This window comes from Amycolatopsis benzoatilytica AK 16/65, assembly GCF_000383915.1.
Lineage (GTDB): Bacteria > Actinomycetota > Actinomycetes > Mycobacteriales > Pseudonocardiaceae > Amycolatopsis > Amycolatopsis benzoatilytica.
In genome coordinates this window covers 7152259-7174815 of record NZ_KB912942.1, presented here as the reverse complement: position 1 = coordinate 7174815, position 22557 = coordinate 7152259, and the positions used below count along the sequence as shown (strand labels likewise).

Annotated in this window: 20 protein-coding genes; 10 read left to right on the top strand and 10 right to left on the bottom strand. The window is 70.3% G+C overall.

Features of this window, described 5'->3' with window-relative positions:
- Positions 1-8 precede the first annotated feature (8 nt).
- Positions 9-638, bottom strand: a complete 630-nt coding sequence (locus tag AMYBE_RS0133380) for a TetR/AcrR family transcriptional regulator (protein ID WP_245573303.1) — start codon at positions 636-638, stop codon at positions 9-11.
- Positions 639-749: 111 nt separating this feature from the next.
- Between AMYBE_RS0133380 and AMYBE_RS0133375 the strand changes: the two genes are divergently transcribed.
- Positions 750-1262, top strand: a complete 513-nt coding sequence (locus tag AMYBE_RS0133375) for a DUF6790 family protein (RefSeq protein ID WP_020663734.1) — start codon at positions 750-752, stop codon at positions 1260-1262.
- A 13-nt stretch (positions 1263-1275) separates the two neighbouring features.
- The gene (locus AMYBE_RS0133370) at positions 1276-1908 is read left to right on the top strand and encodes a TMEM175 family protein (RefSeq protein WP_020663733.1); all 633 of its coding nucleotides are present in this window, start codon (positions 1276-1278) and stop codon (positions 1906-1908) included.
- A 49-nt stretch (positions 1909-1957) separates the two neighbouring features.
- Here AMYBE_RS0133370 and AMYBE_RS0133365 read toward each other — a convergent pair whose 3' ends face one another.
- A complete protein-coding gene (locus AMYBE_RS0133365; RefSeq protein WP_027928275.1) occupies positions 1958-2482 on the bottom strand; it encodes a YciI family protein in 525 nt (174 codons plus the stop codon).
- A 102-nt stretch (positions 2483-2584) separates the two neighbouring features.
- On the opposite strand from AMYBE_RS0133365, the gene AMYBE_RS0133360 reads away from it, so the two are divergent.
- The gene (locus AMYBE_RS0133360; RefSeq protein ID WP_020663731.1) at positions 2585-3364 is read left to right on the top strand and encodes a dioxygenase family protein; all 780 of its coding nucleotides are present in this window, start codon (positions 2585-2587) and stop codon (positions 3362-3364) included.
- Between the two features lie 87 nt (positions 3365-3451).
- Here the strand turns inward: AMYBE_RS0133360 and AMYBE_RS0133355 are convergent, their stop codons facing one another.
- Entirely contained in the window at positions 3452-6580 is a 3129-nt protein-coding gene (locus AMYBE_RS0133355; RefSeq protein WP_245573301.1) for a beta strand repeat-containing protein, read from the bottom strand.
- 195 nt (positions 6581-6775) lie between these two features.
- The gene (locus AMYBE_RS0133350) at positions 6776-7795 is read right to left on the bottom strand and encodes a hypothetical protein (RefSeq protein WP_027928273.1); all 1020 of its coding nucleotides are present in this window, start codon (positions 7793-7795) and stop codon (positions 6776-6778) included.
- Positions 7796-8101: 306 nt separating this feature from the next.
- On the opposite strand from AMYBE_RS0133350, the gene AMYBE_RS0133345 reads away from it, so the two are divergent.
- The 3 genes from AMYBE_RS0133345 to AMYBE_RS0133335 are packed head-to-tail and all read left to right on the top strand — an operon-like array spanning position 8102 to position 11105.
- Positions 8102-9322 (top strand): AI-2E family transporter, encoded by a 1221-nt coding sequence (locus AMYBE_RS0133345; RefSeq protein WP_051124814.1) that lies wholly within the window; start codon positions 8102-8104, stop codon positions 9320-9322.
- Positions 9319-10452, top strand: coding sequence for a MacS family sensor histidine kinase (gene macS, locus AMYBE_RS0133340; RefSeq protein ID WP_020663729.1), 1134 nt, complete (start codon positions 9319-9321; stop codon positions 10450-10452). Before AMYBE_RS0133345 ends, macS begins: the two co-directional genes overlap by 4 nt.
- The gene (locus AMYBE_RS0133335) at positions 10449-11105 is read left to right on the top strand and encodes a response regulator (RefSeq protein WP_020663728.1); all 657 of its coding nucleotides are present in this window, start codon (positions 10449-10451) and stop codon (positions 11103-11105) included. The genes macS and AMYBE_RS0133335 overlap by 4 nt, the downstream gene beginning before the upstream one ends.
- Here AMYBE_RS0133335 and AMYBE_RS0133330 read toward each other — a convergent pair.
- Positions 11102-12136 (bottom strand): hypothetical protein, encoded by a 1035-nt coding sequence (locus AMYBE_RS0133330; protein WP_020663727.1) that lies wholly within the window; start codon positions 12134-12136, stop codon positions 11102-11104. The two genes, AMYBE_RS0133335 and AMYBE_RS0133330, sit on opposite strands and share 4 nt — an antisense overlap.
- Positions 12137-12223: 87 nt before the next feature.
- Between AMYBE_RS0133330 and AMYBE_RS0133325 the strand changes: the two genes are divergently transcribed.
- Entirely contained in the window at positions 12224-12886 is a 663-nt protein-coding gene (locus AMYBE_RS0133325) for a DUF1707 SHOCT-like domain-containing protein (protein WP_020663726.1), read from the top strand.
- Positions 12887-12964: 78 nt separating this feature from the next.
- Here the strand turns inward: AMYBE_RS0133325 and ptsP are convergent, their stop codons facing one another.
- The gene (gene ptsP / locus AMYBE_RS0133320; protein ID WP_034287473.1) at positions 12965-14635 is read right to left on the bottom strand and encodes a phosphoenolpyruvate--protein phosphotransferase; all 1671 of its coding nucleotides are present in this window, start codon (positions 14633-14635) and stop codon (positions 12965-12967) included.
- Positions 14636-14859: 224 nt separating this feature from the next.
- Positions 14860-15729 carry a ribokinase gene (locus AMYBE_RS0133315; RefSeq protein ID WP_020663724.1) on the bottom strand — a complete coding sequence of 290 codons (870 nt, stop codon included), beginning with the start codon at positions 15727-15729 and terminating at the stop codon, positions 14860-14862.
- Between the two features lie 406 nt (positions 15730-16135).
- On the opposite strand from AMYBE_RS0133315, the gene AMYBE_RS0133310 reads away from it, so the two are divergent.
- Positions 16136-16873, top strand: a complete 738-nt coding sequence (locus tag AMYBE_RS0133310; protein WP_020663723.1) for a TetR/AcrR family transcriptional regulator — start codon at positions 16136-16138, stop codon at positions 16871-16873.
- Positions 16874-16887: 14 nt separating this feature from the next.
- On the opposite strand, the gene AMYBE_RS45925 is transcribed toward AMYBE_RS0133310, so the two are convergent.
- Positions 16888-17139: a hypothetical protein gene (locus AMYBE_RS45925; RefSeq protein ID WP_020663722.1), complete on the bottom strand. Its 252-nt coding sequence runs from the start codon at positions 17137-17139 to the stop codon at positions 16888-16890.
- A 166-nt stretch (positions 17140-17305) separates the two neighbouring features.
- Between AMYBE_RS45925 and AMYBE_RS0133300 the strand changes: the two genes are divergently transcribed.
- A complete protein-coding gene (locus AMYBE_RS0133300; protein ID WP_020663721.1) occupies positions 17306-18181 on the top strand; it encodes an ABC transporter ATP-binding protein in 876 nt (291 codons plus the stop codon).
- Positions 18178-18942: a hypothetical protein gene (locus AMYBE_RS0133295; RefSeq protein ID WP_020663720.1), complete on the top strand. Its 765-nt coding sequence runs from the start codon at positions 18178-18180 to the stop codon at positions 18940-18942. The genes AMYBE_RS0133300 and AMYBE_RS0133295 overlap by 4 nt, the downstream gene beginning before the upstream one ends.
- On the opposite strand, the gene AMYBE_RS0133290 is transcribed toward AMYBE_RS0133295, so the two are convergent.
- Both AMYBE_RS0133290 and leuS read right to left on the bottom strand, forming a co-directional pair.
- The gene (locus tag AMYBE_RS0133290) at positions 18939-19571 is read right to left on the bottom strand and encodes a hypothetical protein (protein ID WP_211226886.1); all 633 of its coding nucleotides are present in this window, start codon (positions 19569-19571) and stop codon (positions 18939-18941) included. The genes AMYBE_RS0133295 and AMYBE_RS0133290 overlap by 4 nt on opposite strands.
- 51 nt (positions 19572-19622) lie before the next feature.
- Entirely contained in the window at positions 19623-22517 is a 2895-nt protein-coding gene (leuS, locus tag AMYBE_RS0133285; protein WP_020663718.1) for a leucine--tRNA ligase, read from the bottom strand.
- Positions 22518-22557 lie beyond the last annotated feature (40 nt).

The following is a 22557-nucleotide window of genomic DNA, read 5'->3' as shown; positions in this document are numbered from 1 at the left end:
CGGTCTCGTTACCGTCCGTCGACAGATTGTTGCGCTGAGAGCAGGCCGTGCGTGGCGACGTCGAGGGCGTGCGCGGCGGCCTCCCACATCTGGTCCTGCGACCAGCCAAGTTGCGCGCTTGTCAGACTGGCCTGCTGGATGGCACCGAGCACGGATCCGGTCATCGCCGCCGCGGTAACCGGATCCAGCTCGCCCGGGAACGCCTTCCGCAGCTCGGCCGCGATCCGCTGCTGCGCCTCCAGCAGGAGATACGCCGCCTTCGCCTGCAGCGCTGGCGTCGTCAGGGCGAGCCGGACCGCTGCCGACAGCTCCGCGGACTCCCTGCGGGGGACCTTGGGCCGACGGTGGGCGGCGTACTCCTGAACCGCCCTGCGCAACACCTCACCTGGGCTTTCCTCGGGCCGGCGGGCTGCGATCGCCGCGAGCAGTACGTCCAGCTCCAGGTCGAGCTCGGTGAACAGCACCTCGGCCTTGGTGCGGAAGTAGTTGAAGAACGTCTTGGTATCGACATCCGCCGCCTCGGCGACCTGCGCCACCGTGGTCTCCTCGTACCCCTGCTGGTCGAACAGCCGGATCGCCGCCGAGACGATCCGCTGCCTGGTCAGCCGCTTCTTCCGAGCACGCCGTGACTCCTCCACGACATCAACATACATCGCCTAGAAACTTCCACTCAATGGATAAAACGATGAGGTCCCGCGGTGCCGAAATGAATGTTGACTAGTTAATATTAACCAGGTAACAATGGAGTCATGACCACTGCCTCGTACCTCCTTCAGTCCGCCTTCCCGCTCGTCTGGATCGCGGCACCCGCGATCGGCGCCTACCTGCGGACCCGCCGCGTCGCTTCGCGGCAGGAGGCGTTGGAGATCTGGCAGCGCTGGTGGGCGATCGGCGCGTTCGGCATCGGCAGTCTGTGGATGACGGTCGCGTTCCTCGCCTTCCCTGACGTCTTGGCCACCGCGATCGGCTTTCCCCGGACGCCGTTCCTGTTCGAGATCGCCTTCGCCAACCTCGGGCTGGCGATCATGGGCTTTCGGGCCGCCTCTGCCTCGGCGCGCGAGCGGATCACGATCGGTCTCGGCGGCGGGATGTTCCTCTGGGGTGCCCTGGCCGGGCACGTCTACCAGTGGTTCGCGAACGGCGACCACGCTCCGGGCAACACCGGTGGCGTGCTGGTCAACGACCTCCTGATCCCGGCCGTCATGATCATCCTGGCCGTGCGGTCCGGAAAACTGGCCGCGCCGCCCGCCGTCGCGGTCTGAGGCCGGAGGAGTCGTGGCGACGCACACCAGCCAAACCGACACCGAAGCCCGCGCGATCGCGGCTGACCGGCTGATCGTCTTCGCGGACGCGGTGATCGCGATCGCGCTCACCCTGCTGGCGCTGGACCTTCCCGTCCCGTCCGGCGAAACCAGCGGCGCGATGTTCGAGTCGGCGTTGGCGCACGGCAAGGAATACCTGGCGTTCGCGCTCAGCTTCACGGTGATCGCCGCGCATTGGCGGGCTCACCATGAGATTTTCCGTTACGTCGGATCGCTGAACAGCCGGCTCACCAGCCTCGCGCTGACCTGGTTGTTCATGCAGGTCCTGATGCCGTTCGCGACCCGGGTGCTGACCGCCGAGGGCGCGTTCGCTCCCCGGTTCAGCCTGTACGCGATCGTGCAAGTGCTGGCGTCGTCGCTGTTCGCGCTGATCATCCGGGAGATCCGCGGTCAGCACCTTTCCCGCGCCGAGGTCCTGCCTCGCGTCTTCGCGCAGAGTCAGCTCCGCAGCTTGTGCCTCGCCGCGGTGTTCGCGGTGTCGATACCGGTGTCGTTTCTGACTTCGAGCACCGGCGCGTTCGCGTGCTGGCTGGCGGTGCCGATCGTGCTGCGGATCGCTCTGCGCTTGCAGGCCAGGGCCAGCTGATTAAGGTCATCTCGGCGGAGAACCGCCGACTCGACCAGCCGGCCCGCACTCAGCGTCGGCCGCCCGGCGCCCAGAAATCCACCTCGATCGCGTCGTAGCGGTCCGCGGTCAGCAACCCGCGGGCCGCTTCTTCGTTCGAGGCCTGTACTAGCGCGGCGGTGCCCAGCCAGGCGGTGCCGTCGTCGGACCACAGCGGGCCGTACGCGAACAGCGACTCCGAAGAGCGCGGTTCCAGGTCGACGGCCGGGCCGGATCCCAAGCCCAGCACCACAAACAGCTCGTCCGCTTCCGGATCTCCGGGGAATTGCCACATCGTGCGGCCCAGCGAGTTGTGCCACCGGCGAACCAGCACGTCCCGGAAGACGCCGGCCTGATAGCACGGCTCGGCGAACGCGAATTCGCGCGCCGCCGCCGCGTCGGGCACGTCGACTATGTGCACGCTGCCGAGAGCGGTCGGGCCGCGCGCGATCAGCTCGTCCGCGAAACCGTCCATATAGGACCAATGCGCCTCCCGCAGTTCGCCGCGCAGTTCGTCGGACCCGGGACGGCTGCGGTGGTAGCAGAAGAACTCCATGCCCGAAGTCTGCCGGAACGGGCCTGCCAGCAGCGCCGATTCGCCAAGAACGGCAACCGGGCGTACCATAGTAGTTGAACTTTCAAACACTTGGAGGCAGTAATGGCGCCCCGCACCCCGGTCCTGTACCTCAGTCACGGTGCACCGCCGCTCGCGGACGACGCCACGTGGACAGGGCAGCTCGCCCGATGGTCGGCCGACCTGGCGAAACCCCGTGCGATCCTGGTCGTGTCGGCGCACTGGGAAGAGGCCCCGCTGACGCTCGGGGCCACCACGACGGTCCCGCTGGTCTACGACTTCTGGGGCTTCCCCGAGCGCTACTACCAGGTCAAATACGCCGCGCCCGGTGCTCCTGAGCTGGCCGCGCGAGTGCGCAAGCTGCTGCACTCCACCGCGACGCCGGTGCACGACGCGCCGGAACGCGGCCTCGACCACGGCGCGTACGTGCCGCTGGTGGAGATGTACCCAGAGGCCGACATCCCAGTACTGCAGATCTCCATGCCGTCGCTGGACCCGCAGGCGCTGTACGACCTCGGCCGCAAGCTCGCGCCGCTGCGCGACGAGGGTGTGCTGATCATCGGCAGCGGCTTCTTCACGCACAACCTCCGCGCGCTGCGTGAAGTCGACGGCACCGACGGCACGCCACCGCAGTGGTCTGTCGAGTTCGACCACTGGGGCGACGAAGTGCTTCGCGCCGGCGATCTCGACGCGTTGCTCGACTTCCAGCACAAGGCCCCCGCCGCCGCGATGGCGCACCCGCGGGTCGAGCACTTCGCGCCGTTGTTCGTGTCGCTTGGCGCCAGCTCGGCAGAAGGCGACGGCCGCACCGTGATCGACGGGTTCTGGAACGGGCTGGCGAAGCGCTCACTCGAATTCTCCTGAGTCCCGCGCACAAAAAACGGGCCCGGAAGCACGTAGCTTCCGGGCCCGTTCGCCGGATTATGCCCGGCCCGCTTCAGGAGAAGCGGTTCACTTCTTGAAGAAGCTCAGCGCCTTCGCGACCAGGCTCTGGAACCCGCCCAGGGACGGCACGCTGCCGGTGGTCGGCATCGTCGCCGGCACGCCCGGGACGGCGGGCAGAGCGGTGACGGCCGGCAGCTGCTGCAGGGTCGGCAGCTGGGTCTTCACCGGAAGCGCGGACACCGCCGGGACACCCGGGACGTCGGCACGCTCAGCGCCCGGCAGGCTCGGGACGCCCGGCAGCGCCGGCAGGGCCGGAGCCGACGGCAGGTGCACGCCGTTCTGCAGACCGGTCACCGACGGCAGCGCGGTGGCACCCTTCAGCTGGTTCAGCTGGCCGAGCGCGTTCAGGCCGCTGATCTGCGGCACGTCCGCACGCTGGGCACCCGGCAGGGCCGGGGCGGGCAGCGTGGTGGCGGTGGGCAGACCCGGCAGGCCGGGCAGGGCCGGGGTGGCCGAACCGGCGGTGGGCAGACCCGGCAGCGCCGGCAGGGCCGGGGTGGCCGAGCCCGCGCCCGGCAGGCCGGACAGCGCCGAGAAGTTCGGCAGCGCCGGCATCTGGTCGGCACCCATCTCGCCGCCGATCGGGACGTCGATGGCCGGCTCCGGGTCGACCTCGGTCGCGTTCGGCGCCTTGGCGGTGGCGACGCCGAGCACCTCCAGCGGCACGTCGTAGACCTGCACCAGCGCGCCGAACGGGTGGTAGTAGTCGAAGCCGGAGAGGGCGTCGCCCGAACCGTCGGTGTGCGTCGCGTCGTTGCCGTCGGTCACGTTGGTCTGGTTCTCGCCGACCGCGTGCGCCACGCCGCCCGCGGCGACCGCGTCGCCGAAGACCTGCGCCACAGCCGGGACCGGGAGGTCCAGGATGTCGCCCGAAAGCGAGCCTTCCATGCCCGAGGTGGCGTCCTCGCCAGCGTCGGTGACGACGGTGTTGTTCATGCCGTCGCCCGACGAAACGCCCGCCGCGGAAACCGCGTCGCCGAAGACCTGCGCCACCGGCTCGGCGTCCGCGCCGACGATGTCGCCGGCGACCGCGCCGCCGTCACCGTTGGTGGTGGCGGTGCCGCCCGAGGCCGAGGTGACGTCGTTCGTGCCCGTGCCGTGGCCGAGCGCGGCTCCGGCGAGCCCGTCGCCGAAGATCGAGCCCGCACCGGCGATCGGCGCCTTCACGATGTTGCCGGCGAGCGCGCCGTCCTTGCCGGTCGCGGTGGCGTTGCCGCCCGCCTTCGAGTCGGTCAGGTTGTCCGACATGCCGGTGCCGATGCCGGCGACCGCGCCGCCGACGCCGTGGCCCTGGACCGGCAGCGAGACCGGAGCCTCGACGAGGTTGCCCGCGCCAGCGCCCTTGTCGCCGGTCGCGTGCACGTCCTGGCCCGCGGTGGAGGTGGTGTCGTTGCTGGCCTTGCCGTGGCCCTGGCCGACGAACGCGCCGCCGATGCCGAACAGCTGCACCGGGGTGGACAGCGGCGCGGTGGCGAGGTTCGAGCTCAGGAAGCCGTTGTCGTCAGCGGTGTTGCCGCCGCCGCCGGCCTTGACGACCTTGGTCTCGGTCGAGTCCGCCGAGCCCTGGCCGATGAACGAGCCGCCGACGCCGAACACCTCGGCCGGGGCCGCCACCGGGACCTGCACGATGTTGCCCGAACCGGACGAGTCGTTGCCCTGGCTGCCGTCGTAGTTGCCGGCGGTCACGGTCTTGGTCTCGTTCGAGGTGCCGGACGCGTTGCCGATGTGGCTGCCGCCGATGCCGTGCACCTCGGGCGCGCCCGCGACCTGGCTGTTGATGATGTTGCCGGTCAGCACCGAGCCGTTGCCGCGGGTGTAGCTGCCGTCACCGGAGGTCGCGGTGGTGGTGTTGGTGCAGTCGGCGTGCGCGTTGCCGATGTAGGTGCCGCCGACGCCGCACGCCTCGACCGGAAGCGCCACGGCCGGGTCGATCACGTTGGCCGCGCCGGCCGCGTTCTCGCCGCTGGTCTTCACGAAGCCGCCGGAGGTGGCGGTGGTCTCGTGAGTGGAGGAGGACGCCTGGCGGTCGAGCGCGTGCCCGGTGGTGGCGTTGCCGATCCACGAACCGGCGACGGACGCGACGTTCGCGACCGGGCTCGCCTGCGCGGCGGCGGCGTTGCCGGACAGGAACGAACCGTCGCCGTCGGTCTCCATGTAGGTCGGGATCTTCAGGCTGCCCGGACGGGTGTCGCCCGCCTTGGCGTCGGCCGAGGAGTTGGAGGTGGAGTCCGCGTCCGAGCCCCACACGCCGCCGGCGTTGCCGTTGAACTTGACCGGCAGCGCGATCGGCGCGCCGACCACGTTGCCGCTGCCCGCGGCGCCCTTGCCGTTGGACTTGATCGAGCCGCCGGAGGTGGCGGCGGTGTCCGCGTTGTACCCGCCGCTGTAGGCGTTGCCCAGGATCCAGGACGCGGCGTTGCCGGTGACCTGAACCGGGGTGGCGAACTGGCCCGCGACGACGTTGCCGGAGAGGCCGGAGCCCTTGCCGGTGGTGTCGATGTTGCCGGTCTCAGTGGCACTCTGGTGCGCCGAGCCGCCCTTGACCGCACCGCTGCCGCCGGCGAGGCCGACGCCGTTGCCGGCGATCTGCACCGGGAGCGCGTAGTCGAGCGCCACCACGTTGCCGGCGATGCCGGAGTACTTGCCGGACGTCGCGACGTCCTGGTTGTGGCTGTAGGTCTGGTCGTGGTCGCCGCCCTGCACGTGCGCGTCGCCGATGACGCCCACCGCGTTGTCCACGATCTGGATCGGGACGACGACGTCGCCGTTGACCTTGTTGCCCTTGAACGCGTCGCTGGTCGGCGTGACCTGGCGGGGAGCGTCCTTCTTCGGCAGCGCGCCGGTCAGGTCGCCGGCGGAACCGGGGGTCTTCGCCGAGGCGAGAGCGCTCTTCAGCGCCGAGGTGACCGGCTTGGTGCTGATCTCGTTGTGGTGCGCCGGGAGGTCGACCTGCCCGAGAGGCGTGCCGATCGCGTTGTTGGCCTCGTCGATCGGAACGGTGACATTCAGGTCGAGCGGGGATGCAGGGGTGTCCGGGTTGACGTTCTCGTCGGCCGAGGCGATGCCGGTGCCCAGCATCAGCAAGCCACCCGTGACCAACGCGGTCTGGAGTCCGCGCTTTGCCCAGGTCTGCATGGGATTGTTCTCCTTCATATCGGGGTCCCTTGCGGGTTCGTGGCGGTGCGCCTGTTTTCGTCAGGACAGACACCGGGGAATGCGAGCGCGGAAATTGCGCATCGCGCGAAAAACCCGCGGGATGAATGTCGGCGACGAACGGAAGGAACACGCGTACGTGTCCGGGTTCGTCAACGACCCCGCGGGTTACGTGGATCAGTCAGGAGTGACACCGGGCTGCTCGCCCGGGGTGCGCGGCGTGTGCGCGAGGCCGGTGCGGGTGGAACCCGCCACGGCGTTGTCGACGGCGTCGGTGACCCACGCGGGCACACCGAAGTTGAGGCCGTCGAGGTGTCCGCCGGGCGCGGTGGAGCCACCGGCGGGCGGAGTCGGGATGGAAGCAGGCGCGGCCGGAAGCTGCGCCGGGGAGTACGGGGCACCCGGCAGATCGCGGGCACCGTGATGCCGCGAGACCGTGCCGGTGCCGTACTGCGAGCCAGCCGACGAGGCTGCGTCCATCGCCGGGAAAACCGACTGCAGCGCGTCGGACGTGGTCATCGCGGCCGCGCCGAGGTTGTCCGCCTCGGCGGGCTGTTCGGGAACGGTCGGCGCGGGAAGCTCCGCCTCGGCCGGTGCGTCCGGCAGTTTCGGCAGGTCGACCAGGCGACCGGGAGCGTGCGAGTCGAGCAGGTCCCAGAGTTTCCGGCTGAAGTCCTGCGCGGCCGGCGGCGGAGTGGTCGCGTCGGCGATCACCTGACGGGCGTCCTCCGGCTTGCGCGCGATGTGCTCGAGCGAGCCGACGGTGCGCTGCACCGGCTTGAGCACCGCGTCCTGGCCGAGGTCACGCACCGCGGTGCCGACCGCGCCTGCCGCTTCCTGGCCTTCCGCCAGGTCCTCGCGGTGGCCGAACTGCTCCAGCGAGCAGCCGGGACGCGCCGCGCCCGACTCGGACCACGTGGTGGCCTCCTGCTCGCACGAGGCCAACCGCTGCGCGGTGCCGGCGACGCCGCCCGCGAACCGGGACACGCCGTCGGTGACGTCGCCGAGGCCGGCGACGGTCGCGTCGGTGACCGGGGTGACGCTCGTGCCGGCCGTCTCCGCGGAGGCGGCCGACGAGGAAACCGCCCACGCGGCCGCGGTGGCCGCGAGCGCGCCGCCCACGACGAACAACGCACGCGACGCGAGACGGCCGAAGCGCGTCGCGCCTCGCCTCTCGTGCACAGCGTCGTTCGTCACAGGTGATTTCTCCTCGGGGGAAAATATATTTCAGCTTTGCCGGAACAGCGGCGATTACGACGCGGTTCCGCGGTGGTGCAAAAACGAGAGAACCAAATGTTCGGCCCGCCGCGCATCATTGACACGACTTGATGCCACCATCGTGTGAACAACACACCGTGTGGCCGGATCTCACGCTCGGTCATCCCCGGTGCAGAGGGCCGGTTACTCCGGAGTCGGTTCCGGTCGCCGGGCGGAAGCCGGGTTTCGCGGCGGCCGCTGGGCGATCCGCCCGGTTTTTCCGCGCCGGGCCGATACGGTGATCACGTGAGCGCGCCAGAACGACCGTCCCCAGCCGGAACAGACCCCGCACCGACCCCCGACGTCACCGAACTCGTCCCGCGCGGCCTGCGGGTGTCCGCCGCGCTTTCGTGGCGGTTCATCGTCGTCATCGCCGCGCTGTACGCGGTGGTGTGGCTGATGGGCTACCTGGCCGCGGTCGTGGTGCCGGTGTCGATCGCGCTGCTGCTGTCCGCGCTGCTGGCCCCCGCGGTGTCGCGTCTGGTACAGATCCACTGTCCGCGCGGAATCGCCACGGCGATCGTGCTGGTGGCCGGACTCGCGGTGCTCGGCGGGCTGCTCACCTTCGTGATCACCCAGTTCTCCAGCGGCCTGCCGGAGCTGCAGCAGCAACTGACCACCAGCCTCAACCAGATCAAGGACTGGCTGATCAACGGTCCGCTGCACCTGCGCCAGGAGCAGATCCAGGACTTCATCAACCAGGCGATCGGCTTCCTGCAGAACAACCAGGCGTCGATCACCACCACCGCGCTGACCACCGCGGGCACCGTCGGCGAGATCCTCACCGGCTTCGTGCTCACCCTGTTCGTCACGATCTTCTTCCTGGCCGGCGGCGAGAGCATCTGGTCGTTCCTGGTGTGCGGCGTGCCCCGGCGAGTGCGCTCGCGAGTGGACGTGGCCGGGCGGCGCGGGTTCGCGTCGCTGGTCAGCTACATCCGGGCGACCGCCGCGGTGGCCGTGGTCGACGCGGTCGGCATCGGCATCGGGCTGTGGGCGGTCGGCGTTCCGCTGGTCGTGCCGCTGGCGACGCTGGTGTTCCTCGGCGCGTTCATCCCGATCATCGGCGCGCTGATCACCGGCGGCGTCGCGGTGCTGGTTGCTCTGGTGGCCAAGGGGATCGTCGGCGCGGTGATCGTGCTGGCCGTGGTGATCGGCGTGATGCAGCTGGAAAGCCACGCGCTGCAGCCGCTGCTGCTGGGCCGCGCGGTGAAGCTGCACCCGCTCGCGGTGGTGCTCGCGATCGCCACCGGCCTGGTCGCCGCCGGGATCGCCGGCGCGCTGCTGGCGGTTCCGTTGCTGGCGGTGGTCAACTCCGGGGTCCGATCGCTGCTGCACGAAGGAGACGTGGACCCGTCCACTGTCGACACGTTGCATGCGAAGGTCGACAAACCGAAGAGGCGGCTCTGGCGTCCGAAGCAGAACGCCGCGGACGAAGTCGAGCAGGAAGACAGCGAAGTCCAGACGTGAGCGCCCCGACCACTCGAGACCCGGCGACGCCGCTCTGGCGCGGCACCGTAGTGCTGCGGGTCGTCACCTGGCTGTTCGCCCTGGCGGTGGTGATCGCGCACCGGGCGGACTTCCAGCGACCGTGGCTGGCCTGGCTCGTGGCCGGGGTGATGGGCGCGTGGACAGTCCTGTCGAGCCTCGCATACCTGCGCGAGAACGGGCGGCGTCGCTGGCTCGTGGTGTTCGACGTCGTGCTGACTACTGCACTGATGCTCACGTCGCCGTGGATTCTCTCCGACGCGCAGTACAACGCGGCTGCACCGTTGATCACGACAGTGTGGGCAGCCGTGGGCCCGCTCGCTGCCGCGACACGCTTCGGTGCGCGCGGCGGCGTCACGGCCGGACTGATCGTGGCAGTTGGCACGGGAGTCGCGCGAGAGGCTGTCAATCTCGATGTGGTCCGAGATGGCGTGCTGTTGTGCGCGAGCGGTCTCCTCGTCGGCATGGCGGCGACGCTCGCCCGAAGTTCCGCTGAGAAGCTCGCGCGCGCCCTTCGCGCGGAAGCAGCGACAGCGGAGCGGGAGCGGCTCGCGCGGTCGATTCACGACAGCGTGCTGCAAGTGCTCGCGCGCGTGCGCAAGCGTGGTCTCGAGGCCGGCGGCGAAGCGGCCGAGCTGGCACGGCTTGCCGGAGAGCAGGAGGTCGCACTGCGCGCACTGGTGAGCAGCGAGCCGAAACGGTCCGGCGACCTCGAAGACCTCCGGTCCGCGCTGCAGCTGCTGGCCACGACCTCGGTGCAGGTGTCGACCCCGGCCGGCACCGTGAACCTGCCCGCGCACGTCACCGAGGAACTCGTCGCGATCACCCGCGAAGCACTGTCCAATGTGGAGAAACATGCCGGTCCGGACGCGCACGCCTGGGTGCTGCTGGAGGACCTCGGCGGCGAGGTGGTGGTCAGCATCCGCGACGACGGGCCCGGAATAGAGCGCGGCCGGCTGGAACGAGCGGTGGCCGAGGGCCGTCTGGGAGTAGTGAAGTCGATTCGCGGCCGGGTGGCCGACCTCGGCGGGACCGCGGTGCTGGACAGCGGCCCGGGCCGGGGCACCGAGTGGGAAGTGCGAGTGCCAGCCACGATGAGGGACGGACGATGACGGAACGGACGATCTCGGTGATGGTGGTCGACGACCACCCGATGTGGCGCGACGGAGTGGCCCGCGACCTCGCCGAGAACGGGTTCGAGGTGACCGCGACCGCGCCGGACGCCCCGGCCGCGATCCGGATCGCCCGCGCGGTGCGGCCGGACGTCGTGCTGATGGACCTGAACCTCGGCACCACCTCCGGTGTCGACGCCACCCGCGAGATCACCGCGGCCTCGCCGGACACCCGCGTGCTGGTGCTTTCGGCCAGCGGCGAGCACAGCGACGTACTGGAAGCGGTGAAAGCGGGCGCCTCCGGCTACCTGGTGAAATCGGCGTCCTCGGCGGAGCTGGTGGACGCGGTGCGCCGGACCGCGGACGGCGACCCGGTGTTCACCGCCGGGCTGGCCGGGCTGGTGCTCGGCGAGTACCGGCGGATGGCCGACGCGCCGGAGGGCGCGCCCGAACCGCCGCGGCTCACCGACCGCGAGACCGACGTGCTCCGGCTGGTCGCGAAGGGACTGACCGCGCGGCAGATCGCCGAACGGCTGGTGCTGTCACATCGGACGGTGGAGAACCACGTGCAGTCGACCCTGCGGAAACTGCAGCTGCACAACCGGGTCGAGCTGGCCCGCTACGCGATCGAGCACGGACTGGACGAGGACTAGGACGTCGCCACGCCGGCGGCTTGCTGCGCGGCGGACAATCTCGCCTTGCCGAGCCGCCACGCCGGTTCGCCCGGATGCCAGGCGCCGACGACGCCGTCCGCGACCACCAGGTCGCCGGCTTCGGTCCAGTCCAGGCCGGAGTGCTTGAGGTTTTCCGTCGTGTACGGCATCGACGGGGCTTGCTGCCACGTGTAATCGGTGAGGTTCAGCAGCCACAGGTCGCGAGTCTGGGTCAGGCTGCCCTGCCACGACGGGGTGCCGAAGTCGAACGCGGCGACGCTGCCGTCCCGGCTCGGCCACACTGCGGGACGCGGCGTGGGGACTGGCAGCGAGACCACTTTGCGGGCACCGGTGCGGAGGTCCAGCACGGTCACGTCGGTGAGCCCGCCGAGCACCAGCCGGTCGCCGGCCGACGCCAGGATGCGCGGTGCCTGCTGGACGGTCCGCCCGGTAGCCGGGTCGATCAGCACGTCGACGGTGTCCGCGCTGGCCCCGATGGTGATCAGCAGCCCGTGCGACGTCTCGACCCGGACCACAGTCCGGCAGGAGGCGACCGTCGGAGGGCCGAATGACTTGCCGGACAGCGCGACGTGTTCCAGCCGGCACAGATCCGGTCCGTCCGGCCGGATCAACCAGACGCTGGCACCGTCCGCGCCGGGGGCCGCGCTCAGCGCTTTGCCGAGCGGCTGCGGCGCGGAACCGCGCTGGTAGACGTACGCGTCGGCGGGGTCGCAGGTGGTGTCGTGACACGGCGGAGCGGTCAGGACGACCGGGGTGTGGCCGACCCGCAGCACCGACACCCGCCGGTCGCCGCCGGGGACCCCGGGCATCGGCGCGCTCGCGCCGGTATCGGCGTCGAACACGGTCGGCGGAGAGGTCGCGAGCAGCAGTTCGACGCCGATGCCGCCGGTGGCGACTCCGCCGGCGAGCCCGGACGGCGGCGGAGTGGTCGGGCTCGGCCTCGGCGGCGCCGTCGGCGCGAGCGGAGCAGGCGGCGGGCTCGTGCATCCGGCCAGCAGAACGCTGGCCACGCCGAGCGTGGCCAGTGCGCGGATTACGGGTCCGTTCAGGGTTTTTCCCCGATCTGCCTGCGGAAATCGAGTTCTACCATCGAGGGCATGGGCGAGGAAGAGATGTCCGGCGCGCACCCCGCGACCGAGACCAAGCCGTTGACCGACCGCGACATCCGGGTATCCGACGACGAACGCGAACACGTGGTCGGCGTCCTGCAGAAAGCGATCGGGCACGGGATGCTCACCCTAGACGAGTTCACCGAGCGCACCGATCAGGCGCTCGCCGCCCGCACCCGGGGCGAGCTCAACACCGTGCTCGCCGACCTGCCGGGGCTGTTCCACCCGGGCGCGGCACCGCAGTACGCGGCCCCGTCCTACGACCAGGGCTACCCGCAGCAGTACCCGGGAGGACAGCGGCTCGAACTGAACGCCAAGTATTCGTCGCTGCAGCGCAGCGGCCCGTGGCAGGTGCCGGCGGCGATGGTGGTGCGCAACAAGTACGGCAGCACGAAGCTCGACTTCACCGAGGCCCGCGTTGCCACCCCGGTGGTGCAGATCGAGCTCGACTCGAAGTGGGGATCGGTCGAGCTGATCATCCCGCCGCAGGCCGCGGTGGACTACAACTCGATCACCGAGATCAAGTTCGGCTCACTGGACGACAAGACGGGCAGCAACGGCCGCGCGGGCACCCCGCGCTACGTCCTGACCGGCCGCGTCCACGGGGGCTCGCTGGTCATCCGCCACCCTCGGCGGGGCATTTTCGGCTGACCAGCATCCGGCGCCGGACCCGGTCACCCCATCTCTCACCCGGGTCCGGCGCGCCCGCCGGGGAACTACCTCAGCGATTCAGAGCGCGTCCGCGACCGCTTTGCGCGCCGCCGCCGGGTCCGTCGTCGCCAGTGCCGCCGCCGCGATCGCACGGGCCTGTTCCCGCGAGACCGAGGCCAAACTGGCGCCGACCGACCGCACCGCCGGCGCGTTCATCGACAAGCTGGTCAGGCCGAGCCCGGCCAGCACCAGCGCGAGCCGCGGGTCGGCCGCTGCCTCGCCGCAGACGCCGGCCGGTTTGCCGGCCGCCTCGGCGGCTTCGCCGATCACCTTCAGCAGCCGCAGCAGACCGGGCTGCCACGGGTCGTTCAGCTTCGCCACCGCGCCGAGCTGCCGGTCCGCGGCGAACGTGTACTGCGCCAGATCGTTGGTGCCGACCGAGACGAAGTCGACCACGGACAGAATTTCCCTGGCCAGCAAGGCGGCGGCGGGAATCTCGATCATCACGCCGGCCCGGGCGATCCCGGCCGCGCGCACCCGCTCGGCGAACCAGGCGGCTTCCTCGACGGTGGCCACCATCGGTGCCATCACCGAAACCTCCGCGCCGGAATCCGCGGCCGCACCGGCGATCGCTTCCAGCTGACGCTCCAGCACCTCCGGCCGGTCGAACGCGATCCGCAGCCCGCGTACGCCGAGCGCCGGGTTGGGCTCGGCTTCCGGGGACAGGAAAGCGAGCGGCTTGTCCGCACCCGCGTCCAGGGTGCGCACGATGACCGGCTTGCCGCGGAACGGCGAAAGCACCGCGGCGTAAGCCTTCCGCTGCTCGTCGACGGACGGCTCAGCCGGCGCGTCGAGGTAACAGAACTCGGTGCGGAACAGGCCGACGCCCTCCGCGCCCGCGTCCGCGGCGGCTTGCGCGTCCACCGGGGAGCCGACGTTGCCGTACACCTTTACCCGGTGCCCGTCGGACAGTTCGCCGACGCCGTTCCACTCGGCCGGGCCGGACGCGGCGGCGGTCACGATCGGAGCCGCTGGGTCGGCAACCTCGACCACGCCGGTGTCGCCGTCGACCGACAACGCCTCGGCGTCCGTGGCCAGCAGCCCGCGCACCGCGACGACCGCCGGGATTCCCAGCGCCCGCGCGAGGATCGCAGTGTGGCTCGTCGGCCCGCCTTCTTCGGTGACCAGCGCGAGCACCTTCGCCGGGTCGAGGCCCGCGGTATCGGCGGGCGCGAGGTCACGCGCGACAAGGACGCTCGGCGAGGCCAGCTCCGGGACCCCGGGCGGCGAGACGCCGAGCAGTTCGGCGACCAGCCGATCGCGCACGTCCCGGATGTCGCGGACCCGCTCGGCCATGTACCCGCCGGCGGCCGCGAGAGCTTCCGCGAAGACCTCGGCGGCCTGGTAGACGGCGCGGGCCGCGGGTAGGTTCCGCGCCGTCACCAGCTGTTGAGCCTGAGCGGCGAGCGCCGGGTCGGCGGCCATCGCGGCGGTGGTGACGAGGATCGTCGCGGCCTCCCCGGTCGCGGCCTCGGCCTGTGCCTCCAGCCGCGCGGCGACCGCCTGTGCGGCGGGCTCGATCCGCGCCGCCTCCGCCGCCGGATCGGCCGGCGCGGGCGTGCTCGCGGGTTCCCCGAGCGGTTCGGCGACGCGCACCACCGGGCCGCTCGCGCGTCCGGGGCTGACCGCGACCCCGGTCAGCGAAGAACCGACAACGGGCCCGGCCGGAGCGGCAGCACTCTCAGACATGGTCTAGACCATAGCTCACTCGGGCAGCGATCTCCCGCGCCGCCGTCCACCTGTCCCGAATTCGCCTGCGTTCCACGACCGGACGCACCTCCTCGTGCCATCAGGCAGCCGGCCGCCTCAAGCGGTCGCTGGCCCGCAAGAGTCTGCCGGAAACCGGGCAGCTCCGCCGGGTCCGCGAGCCGGGCGCGACCGGCCGGAAATCAGTCCGTGACCCTCGCCACAGATCAGAGTTCGGCCATCGTCGGGTAGGACGGCTGCGCGCCACGGCGGGTCACCGTCACGGCGGCGACCCGCACCGCGCGCTCCGCCGCCTCGACCAGTCCGACGCCGTCCGCGAGGGCCGCCGCCAGCGCTCCGGCGAACGCGTCGCCGGCACCGGTGGTGTCGATTGCTTCCACCCGCGGCGACGCGACGTTCGTCGACTTGTCGCTTTCAATCACCAGGGCGCCCTTGGCCCCGAACGTCACCACCGCCGCACGCGGACCGAAATCCAGCAGCTTGCGCGGATCCGCGCCAGGCGTCCCGAGCAGGTACTCGGCCTCGTGCTGGTTGACCAGCAGAACGTCCAGCGCGGCCAGCGTTTCCGACGACACTTCGGCGGCGGGGGACAGGTTGAGCAGCACCGTGACACCGCGCTCCCGGGCCCGCCGCACCGCGCGCTCGACCGTCGGCAGCGGCACTTCGAGCGACGCGACCAGCACCCGCGCGTCGGCGAGCACCTCGTCGGTGACATCGGCCGGCTCCAGCGCGGAATTCGCGCCAGGGGAGACCAGGATGGAGTTCTCCCCGTCCGGAGTCACGGTGATGTAGGCGATTCCGGTGGGCCGCTCGACTGTCCGCACAAATTGCGTATCAACACCCGCGTCAGACAGCGAATTACGCAGCAACTGTCCATAGCTGTCGTCGCCGACCGCGCCCAGCAACGCGACGTCCGCACCGAGTTTCCCCGCGGCGACCGCGGTATTGGCCCCCTTGCCGCCCGGGGACAGCGAGGTGTCGCCACCCAGCACCGTCTCGCCGCTGCCTGGACGGCGGTCCACCGGCACCACCAGATCGGCATTCGCGGACCCGACCACCAGCACCGCAGCACTCATGCCGCCACTCTGCCATGACCCTTCCTTTCCCTCCTCGACGGCCAAAAGTGAAAGTGTTTGTAACTTTCCCGGCGCGGAGTGCGACAATCAGGCGGAGCAGCGACTGCCTGTCACTCGTTCGGGGGGTCCGTATCCCCCAAGCGTCACTGACGGGACGGGCCTCGCTCTTCTGGAGCGTCACTGGCCTCAAGCCGATGACGTTGCCCCGACCGGAAGCGCGCCGGAGAGGGCATCGGGTCGCCGGCGCCGATCACGTAGCCCCCCGAGTGATCGGCGCCGGCGGCGCCCCGGCTCTCGCTCCCAGAGCCGCCGCGCCGGTCCCGGTCTGCCCGCTCGTTGGCAATCCGTGCCCCGGTCCGCCGCGCCGAAAGCGAAAACGACTGTCCGGACCACCTAGAATGTCCGGATGAGCAGCCCCACGCGCAGGGGCCGCGCCCGAGCGGCTACCGAACAGGACATCCGCCGCACCGCGCGGAAACTGCTGGTCGGCCAAGGCCCGGAAGCGGTCACCCTGCGGGCCATCGCCCGGGAACTCGGCATCACCGCGCCAGCTCTCTACCGCTACTACGAATCCCGCGACGACCTGCTCGCGAACCTCCGGCTCGACGTCTGCACCGATCTCGCCGCGGAACTCGCCGGAGAGATCGCCGGCCTGCAAGACGAGGGCCTGCTGCAGCTGTTCGAGATCTGCAAGGGCTTCCGGCGCTGGGCACTGACCCACACCAAGGAGTTCACGCTGGTGTTCGCGTCGCCGACCGGCGGCACCGGCACCGCGACCAGCAGCGCGCTGCACCGGCTCGACGAGCCGTTCGGCCGGATCTTCCTCGCTGCCGCCGGCCACGTGCTCGCCCAGCACGACCTGGTGATGCCGCCGAACGACGTGGTCCCGGCCGAACTCCGCGACGACCTCACCGCGTTCCAGCAGGACCTGCTCACGGTGCTCGCGGAGTCCGGCCGGGAAATCCCGCCGGAGAAGCTGGACCTCGGACTCACCTACCTGATGATCACCTTCTGGGCGCGGCTCTACGGCCACGTCACCCTCGAGGTGTTCGGGAACTACCCGATCCCGGTGTCCAAACCGGACGTGCTGTTCGAGGCCATGCTCACCGACCTCGCCCGGGACGTCGGCCTCTACACCGACTAGACCGGCTGAGCCGGCTAGGCGGCGTGCCCGCCGTCCACCGAAATGGTCGAGCCGGTCACGTACGCGCTGGCCGGGTCGGCCAGTACGTCACTGCTCTCCCGCGTTCGCCCAGGCGCGCGGCCGCCACTTTGGGCACCTCCGGTTCCAGCGCGGCAGGCCAGGTCGCCGCTGTCGGCCTGCACGGCGAGCGCGCGGTGCCCGCACGCCTCGATCCGGTCCACTACGGCCGCTGCCTGCCCGGTGCCCGCCACGTCAGCGAGCACCACCCAGTCACGGCGAGCCGAATCGCACTCGTCGCACCGATTCCGCGGCTGCCGCCGGTCACCAGGTCGGCAAAGCTGGCATTTTTTCGGCGACAGCGCTCCGGTTCCGCACCCGCGCGACCACTCCGTGTGACAGACTTCTGGCAGCGAAAAGGGAGAGGGGGATGGGTTGCTGCACGTCCAAGAGCTGGTGAAGGTCTACAACCAGCGCCGGGTTGTCGACACCGTGTCGTTCAGCCTGCAGCCCGGCACGGTGACCGCGTTCCTCGGCCCGAACGGCGCTGGCAAATCCACCACTCTGCGGATGATCTGCGGCCTGACCACCCCGACCTCCGGTGCGGCGACCATCGCCGGACGCCGCTTCGGAGACTGGCCGAACCCGGCGCACGTCGCCGGCGTGCTGCTCGACGCGGCGGCGGTGCACCCCGGCCGCACCGGACGTCACCACCTGCTCAGCGCTGCGAAACTGATGCGGCTGCCCTCGGCGCGCGTCGACCAGGTGCTCGCCCAGGTCGGCCTCTCCGACGCGGCGAACCGCCGGATCGGCAAGTACAGCCTCGGCATGCGGCAGCGGCTCGGCATCGCGCAAGCCCTGCTGTGCGACCCGCCGATGCTGATCCTGGACGAGCCGATCAACGGCCTCGACCCGGACGGCATCCGCTCCACTCGACAGCTGCTGCGCAGCTACGCCCAGCGCGGCGGCACCGTGCTGCTGTCCAGCCACGTACTGTCCGAAGTGGACCAGACGGCAGACCGCGTGGTGATGATCGGTCAGGGCCGGGTGGTCGCGGACGGCCCGCTCGACAGTTTCGCCGGCCCGCCGCGCACGCTCATCCGCACCGTGGACCTGCCCCGCCTGACGCACGCGCTGGAGCAGGCCAGGCTTGAACTGCGCTGGTCCGGCCCGGACGGGCTGACCGTCGCCGCCCCGCTGCGGCAGGTGTCCGACCTCGCATTCGCGGCCCGGGTCCAGGTGCTCGAACTGCGCGAAGAACAGCAGAACCTGGAAGAACTCTTCTTCCGGCTCACCGGAGGCGGCCGATGATCCCCACCCAGCACGCCTGGCAGGTCAAAGCGCAGCAGCGCGCATCGTTCGGCACCCTGGTGCGCGTCGAACTGCGCAAGACCACCGCCACAGCGGCGGACAAGATCCTGATGATCGCCACGCCGATCCTGCTGGTTCTCGTCGGGCTGCTGTTCCTGCAGGGCAACGCCCGCGACTTCACGCTGGCCGACCAACTGCTGCCGGTGTTCCTGCTGATCCGGCTCGGCGGGATGCTGATGAACGTCGTGGTCGTGAAACTGATCGCGGCGGAATGGCACTACCGCAGCGCACAGCCGACCCTGCTGGCCCAGCCGTCGCGGCTGCGCTACGTGCTCGCGCAAGCCACCGTCGCCATCGGCGTTTGGCTGCTCAGCGCCGCCCTGGAAGTGCTGCTGACCTTCTCGTACCTCCGCTCCCGGCTCACCAAGCTCGACGTGCAAGTCCTGTTCACCGTGCGGCCCGGCATGGTGATCACCGCGATCCTGATCGGCTCGGCCTGCATGACCCTGTTCGCGGTCACCGTCGCCTGGTTGATCCCGAACACCGCCGGCGCGATCACCGCCTACGTGCTGCTGGCGCTGCTGTTCCTGTTCCTGCAGTCCGGCATCGACTACGCGGGCTGGGCGGATCCGGTCGAACCCGCCCGGCAGCTGACCGGCATCGCCAAGCACGGCGTCGTCGCACTGAGCACGTCGCTGGTGCTGTGGATCACGCTGACCAGTCTGGCGATCTGGCGGGCGGGCACCCGCGAAGCTGCCTAGCGCGCGGCCAGCGAACCGCCCCCCGGATCGACCGTCGTGAGGTACGCGGTCATAGCCTTCTCCGCATCCGGGCAGAACTGAGCAGCCATCTGCCGATCCTGCTCGACGCTGTCACCGGGCAGTGACAGGTTCGGGCCGCTGGTGGAAATGGTCAGGGTGACGACTTGTTCCGAGCCGGTGTTCACGGCGATCTCGCACCCGTGCTGGGACAGCTGGGAAATCGCGTAATAGCGGTCCATCAGCAGAAACCGGCGGAAGTGGTACACCGAGTAGCTGTAGACCTTCCAGAACCCCGGCCACACCTCTTTGACCCGCTCGTTCGGCACCATCGCGCCGACGCTGATCGTCGCGCCGTCCGCGCGTTTCATCTCGCAGGTCTTCGTATACGGGCTGAAGAAGGGCTTGCTGCCGCTCAACTGGCCGAGCAGCTGCGGGTCCTTCTCGAACTGCGAGCAGTCGTTCGGGAACAGCGGTGGCCGGGAAGTGATGACCGGCAGCTCGTCGTAGGAGATCGAATCGGCGGGCAGCTGCGGCGCGGGTTTCGCCGGCACCGGTCCGGGCGCGACGGCACAACCGGACACCACGGCCGCGGCCGCGACCAGCACCGCGGTGATCGATCGATTACGCACGGACAGCACAGTACCGGCCCGGGAGCTGGTCCCGGGCCGGAACGCGCGTATTCACAGCACGATGTTGACCAGCCGGCCCGGCACCACGATCACCTTCCGCGGCGTCTTGCCGTCCACCAGCGCGGCGATCTTCTCGTCGGCCAGCGCGGCCGCCTGCACCGCGTCGTTCTTCGCGTCGGCGGGCACCGTGATCCGCGAGCGGACCTTGCCGTTGACCTGGATCGGGTACTCGACCGAGTCCTCCACCAGGTACTTCTCGTCGACCACCGGGAACGGGCCGTGCACCAGCGAATCGGCGTGGCCCATCCGGTGCCACAGCTCCTCGGCGACGTGCGGGGCCAGCGGGGCCAGCAGCAGCACCAGCGGTTCGGCCACCTCGCGCGGGGTCGCCGCGGCCGAGCCATACACCTTGGTCAGGTGGTTGTTCAGCTCGATCAGCTTCGCGCCGGCGGTGTTGAACCGCATCTCCGCGTAGTCCTCGCGGACCCCGGCGATGGTGCGGTGCAGCAGCTTGCGGTCCTCTTCGGTCGGGTCGTCCGAGGACACTCGCAGCTCGCCGGTCTGCTCGTCGACCAGCAGCCGCCAGATCCGCTGCAGGAACCGGTGCGCGCCGACGACGTCCTTGGTCGCCCACGGCCGCGACATGTCCAGCGGACCCATCGACATCTCATACACCCGGAAGGTGTCCGCGCCGTAGGTGTCCGACATCTCGTCCGGGGTCACGGCGTTCTTCAGGCTCTTGCCCATCTTGCCGTATTCCTGCTTGACCTCTTCGTCGCCGAAGAAGAACTTGCCGTCCCGCTCGACGACGTCCTCGGCAGGCACGTACACGCCGCGCTGGTCGGTGTAGGCGAACGCCTCGATGTAGCCCTGGTTGAACAGGCGGCGGTAGGGCTCCTTCGAGGACACGTGACCCAGGTCGTACAGCACCTTGTGCCAGAACCGGGAGTACAGCAGGTGCAGCACAGCGTGCTCGACGCCGCCGACGTACAGGTCGACGCCGCCCGGGTCGTCCGCGCCGTGCTCGGCCGGGCGCGGGCCCAGCCAGTACGCCTCGTTCTCCGGCGCGCAGAACACGTCCTGGCTCGCCGGGTCGACATAGCGCAGCTGGTACCAGCAGGAACCGGCCCACTGCGGCATCACGTTGGTGTCGCGGCGGTACTTCTTCGGCCCTTCGCCCAGGTCCAGGGTGACCTCGACCCAGTCGGTCGCACGCGACAGCGGCGGCGACGGCTCGGAGTCGGCGTCGTCCGGGTCGAACGTCTTCGGCGAGTAGTCGTCGATCTCCGGCAGCACGACCGGCAGCTGGTCCTCGGGCAGCGCGATCGGCAGGTTGTTCTCGTCGTAGACGATCGGGAACGGCTCACCCCAGTAGCGCTGGCGGGCGAACAGCCAGTCGCGCAGCTTGTACTGCACGGTGCCCTCGCCCGCGCCGCGGTCCTCCAGCCAGGCGATGATCGTCTTCTTGGCGTCCGCGACGCCCATGCCGTTCAGGTCGACGGTGTCGTTGGCGGAGTTGATCGCCGGCCCGTCGCCGGTGAACGCCTCGCCCTCGAAGCCCTCGCCCGGGTCGACCGTGCGGACGATCTCCAGCTCGAACTTCTTCGCGAAGTCGTAGTCGCGCTGGTCCTGGGCGGGCACCGCCATGATCGCGCCGGTGCCGTAGCCCATCAGCACGTAGTCGCCGACGAAGACCGGGATTTCCTTGCCGTTCACCGGGTTCACCGCGTAGGTGCCGGTGAAGACGCCGGTCTTCTCCTTGTTCTCCTGCCGGTCCAGATCGGACTTGCGGGAGGCGGCGGCCCGATACGCGGCGATGGCCTCGGCGGGTGTCTTCGCGCCGCCGGTCCAGCTCTGCGGGTGCTCGCCCGGCCACTGCGCCGCGGTCAGCTTCCCGACCAGCGGGTGCTCCGGCGCGATCACCATGTAGGTGGCCCCGAACAGAGTGTCCGGACGCGTGGTGAAGACCTCGATCTTCTCGTCTCCGGCGGCGAACGAAACCCGCGCGCCCTGGGAGCGGCCGACCCAGTTGCGCTGCATGGACTTGACCTTCTCCGGCCAGTCCAGCAGGTCCAGGTCGTCCACCAGCCGGTCGGCGTACGCGGTGATCCGCATCATCCACTGGCGCAGGCTCTTGCGGAACACCGGGAAGTTGCCGCGGTCGCTGCGGCCGTCCGAGGTGACTTCCTCGTTCGCGACGACGGTGCCCAGGCCGGGGGCCCAGTTCACCGGTGCCTCGGAGATGTAGACCAGCCGGTGCTCGTCGATCACCTTGCGCTGCTCGACATGGCTCAGCTCGGCCCACGGGCGGCCGTCCGGCGTCGCGCGCTCGCCCGCGGCGTAGGCCTTCTCCAGCTCCTCGATCGGGCGCGCCTTGCGGGCGTCCTCGTCGTAGTAGGAGTTGAAGATCTGCAGGAAGATCCACTGGGTCCAGCGGTAGTAGTCCGGGTCGATGGTTTCGATCGACCGGCGCTCGTCGTGGCCCAGCCCCAGCCGCTTCAGCTGCCGGCGCATGGTCGCGATGTTCTGCTCGGTGGTGATCCTCGGGTGCGTGCCGGTCTGCACCGCGTACTGCTCGGCGGGCAGGCCGAACGCGTCGTAGCCCAGGGTGTGCAGCACGTTCCGGCCGATCATCCGGTGATACCGCGCATAGACATCGGTGCCGATGTAGCCCAGCGGGTGCCCGACGTGCAGGCCGGAGCCGGACGGATACGGGAACATGTCCTGGACGAACAGCTTGTCCGAGGGGACCGCCTCGCCCTGCTCCGCGAGCGGGCCGACCGGGTTCGGCGCGTGGTAGGTGCCGTGGTCGGACCAGTGGTCCTGCCAGCGCTGCTCGATCTGCCCGGCCAGCTCCGCGGTGTAGCGGAACGGCGGGGTGTGCTCGGCGTCCGCGACGTTCTTCGCCGCGGCCGCGGTGCCGGTGGCCTCGGTGGACCCTGTCATCGCCGTCTTCCTCCGTGTCGAGCCACTCCAGAAACAACTC

Excerpts from the sequence above, each read along its gene's own strand:
- AMYBE_RS0133355 (WP_245573301.1), bottom strand. The coding sequence starts at position 6,580 with ATGCAGACCTGGGCAAAGCGCGGACTCCAGACCGCGTTGGTCACGGGT.
- AMYBE_RS0133310 (WP_020663723.1), top strand. The coding sequence starts at position 16,136 with ATGAGCAGCCCCACGCGCAGGGGCCGCGCCCGAGCGGCTACCGAACAG.
- AMYBE_RS0133365 (WP_027928275.1), bottom strand. The coding sequence starts at position 2,482 with ATGGAGTTCTTCTGCTACCACCGCAGCCGTCCCGGGTCCGACGAACTG.
- AMYBE_RS0133335 (WP_020663728.1), top strand. The coding sequence starts at position 10,449 with ATGACGGAACGGACGATCTCGGTGATGGTGGTCGACGACCACCCGATG.
- leuS (WP_020663718.1), bottom strand. The coding sequence starts at position 22,517 with ATGACAGGGTCCACCGAGGCCACCGGCACCGCGGCCGCGGCGAAGAAC.
- AMYBE_RS0133360 (WP_020663731.1), top strand. The coding sequence starts at position 2,585 with ATGGCGCCCCGCACCCCGGTCCTGTACCTCAGTCACGGTGCACCGCCG.
- AMYBE_RS0133375 (WP_020663734.1), top strand. The coding sequence starts at position 750 with ATGACCACTGCCTCGTACCTCCTTCAGTCCGCCTTCCCGCTCGTCTGG.
- ptsP (WP_034287473.1), bottom strand. The coding sequence starts at position 14,635 with ATGTCTGAGAGTGCTGCCGCTCCGGCCGGGCCCGTTGTCGGTTCTTCG.
- AMYBE_RS0133315 (WP_020663724.1), bottom strand. The coding sequence starts at position 15,729 with ATGAGTGCTGCGGTGCTGGTGGTCGGGTCCGCGAATGCCGATCTGGTG.
- AMYBE_RS0133295 (WP_020663720.1), top strand. The coding sequence starts at position 18,178 with ATGATCCCCACCCAGCACGCCTGGCAGGTCAAAGCGCAGCAGCGCGCA.
- AMYBE_RS0133325 (WP_020663726.1), top strand. The coding sequence starts at position 12,224 with ATGGGCGAGGAAGAGATGTCCGGCGCGCACCCCGCGACCGAGACCAAG.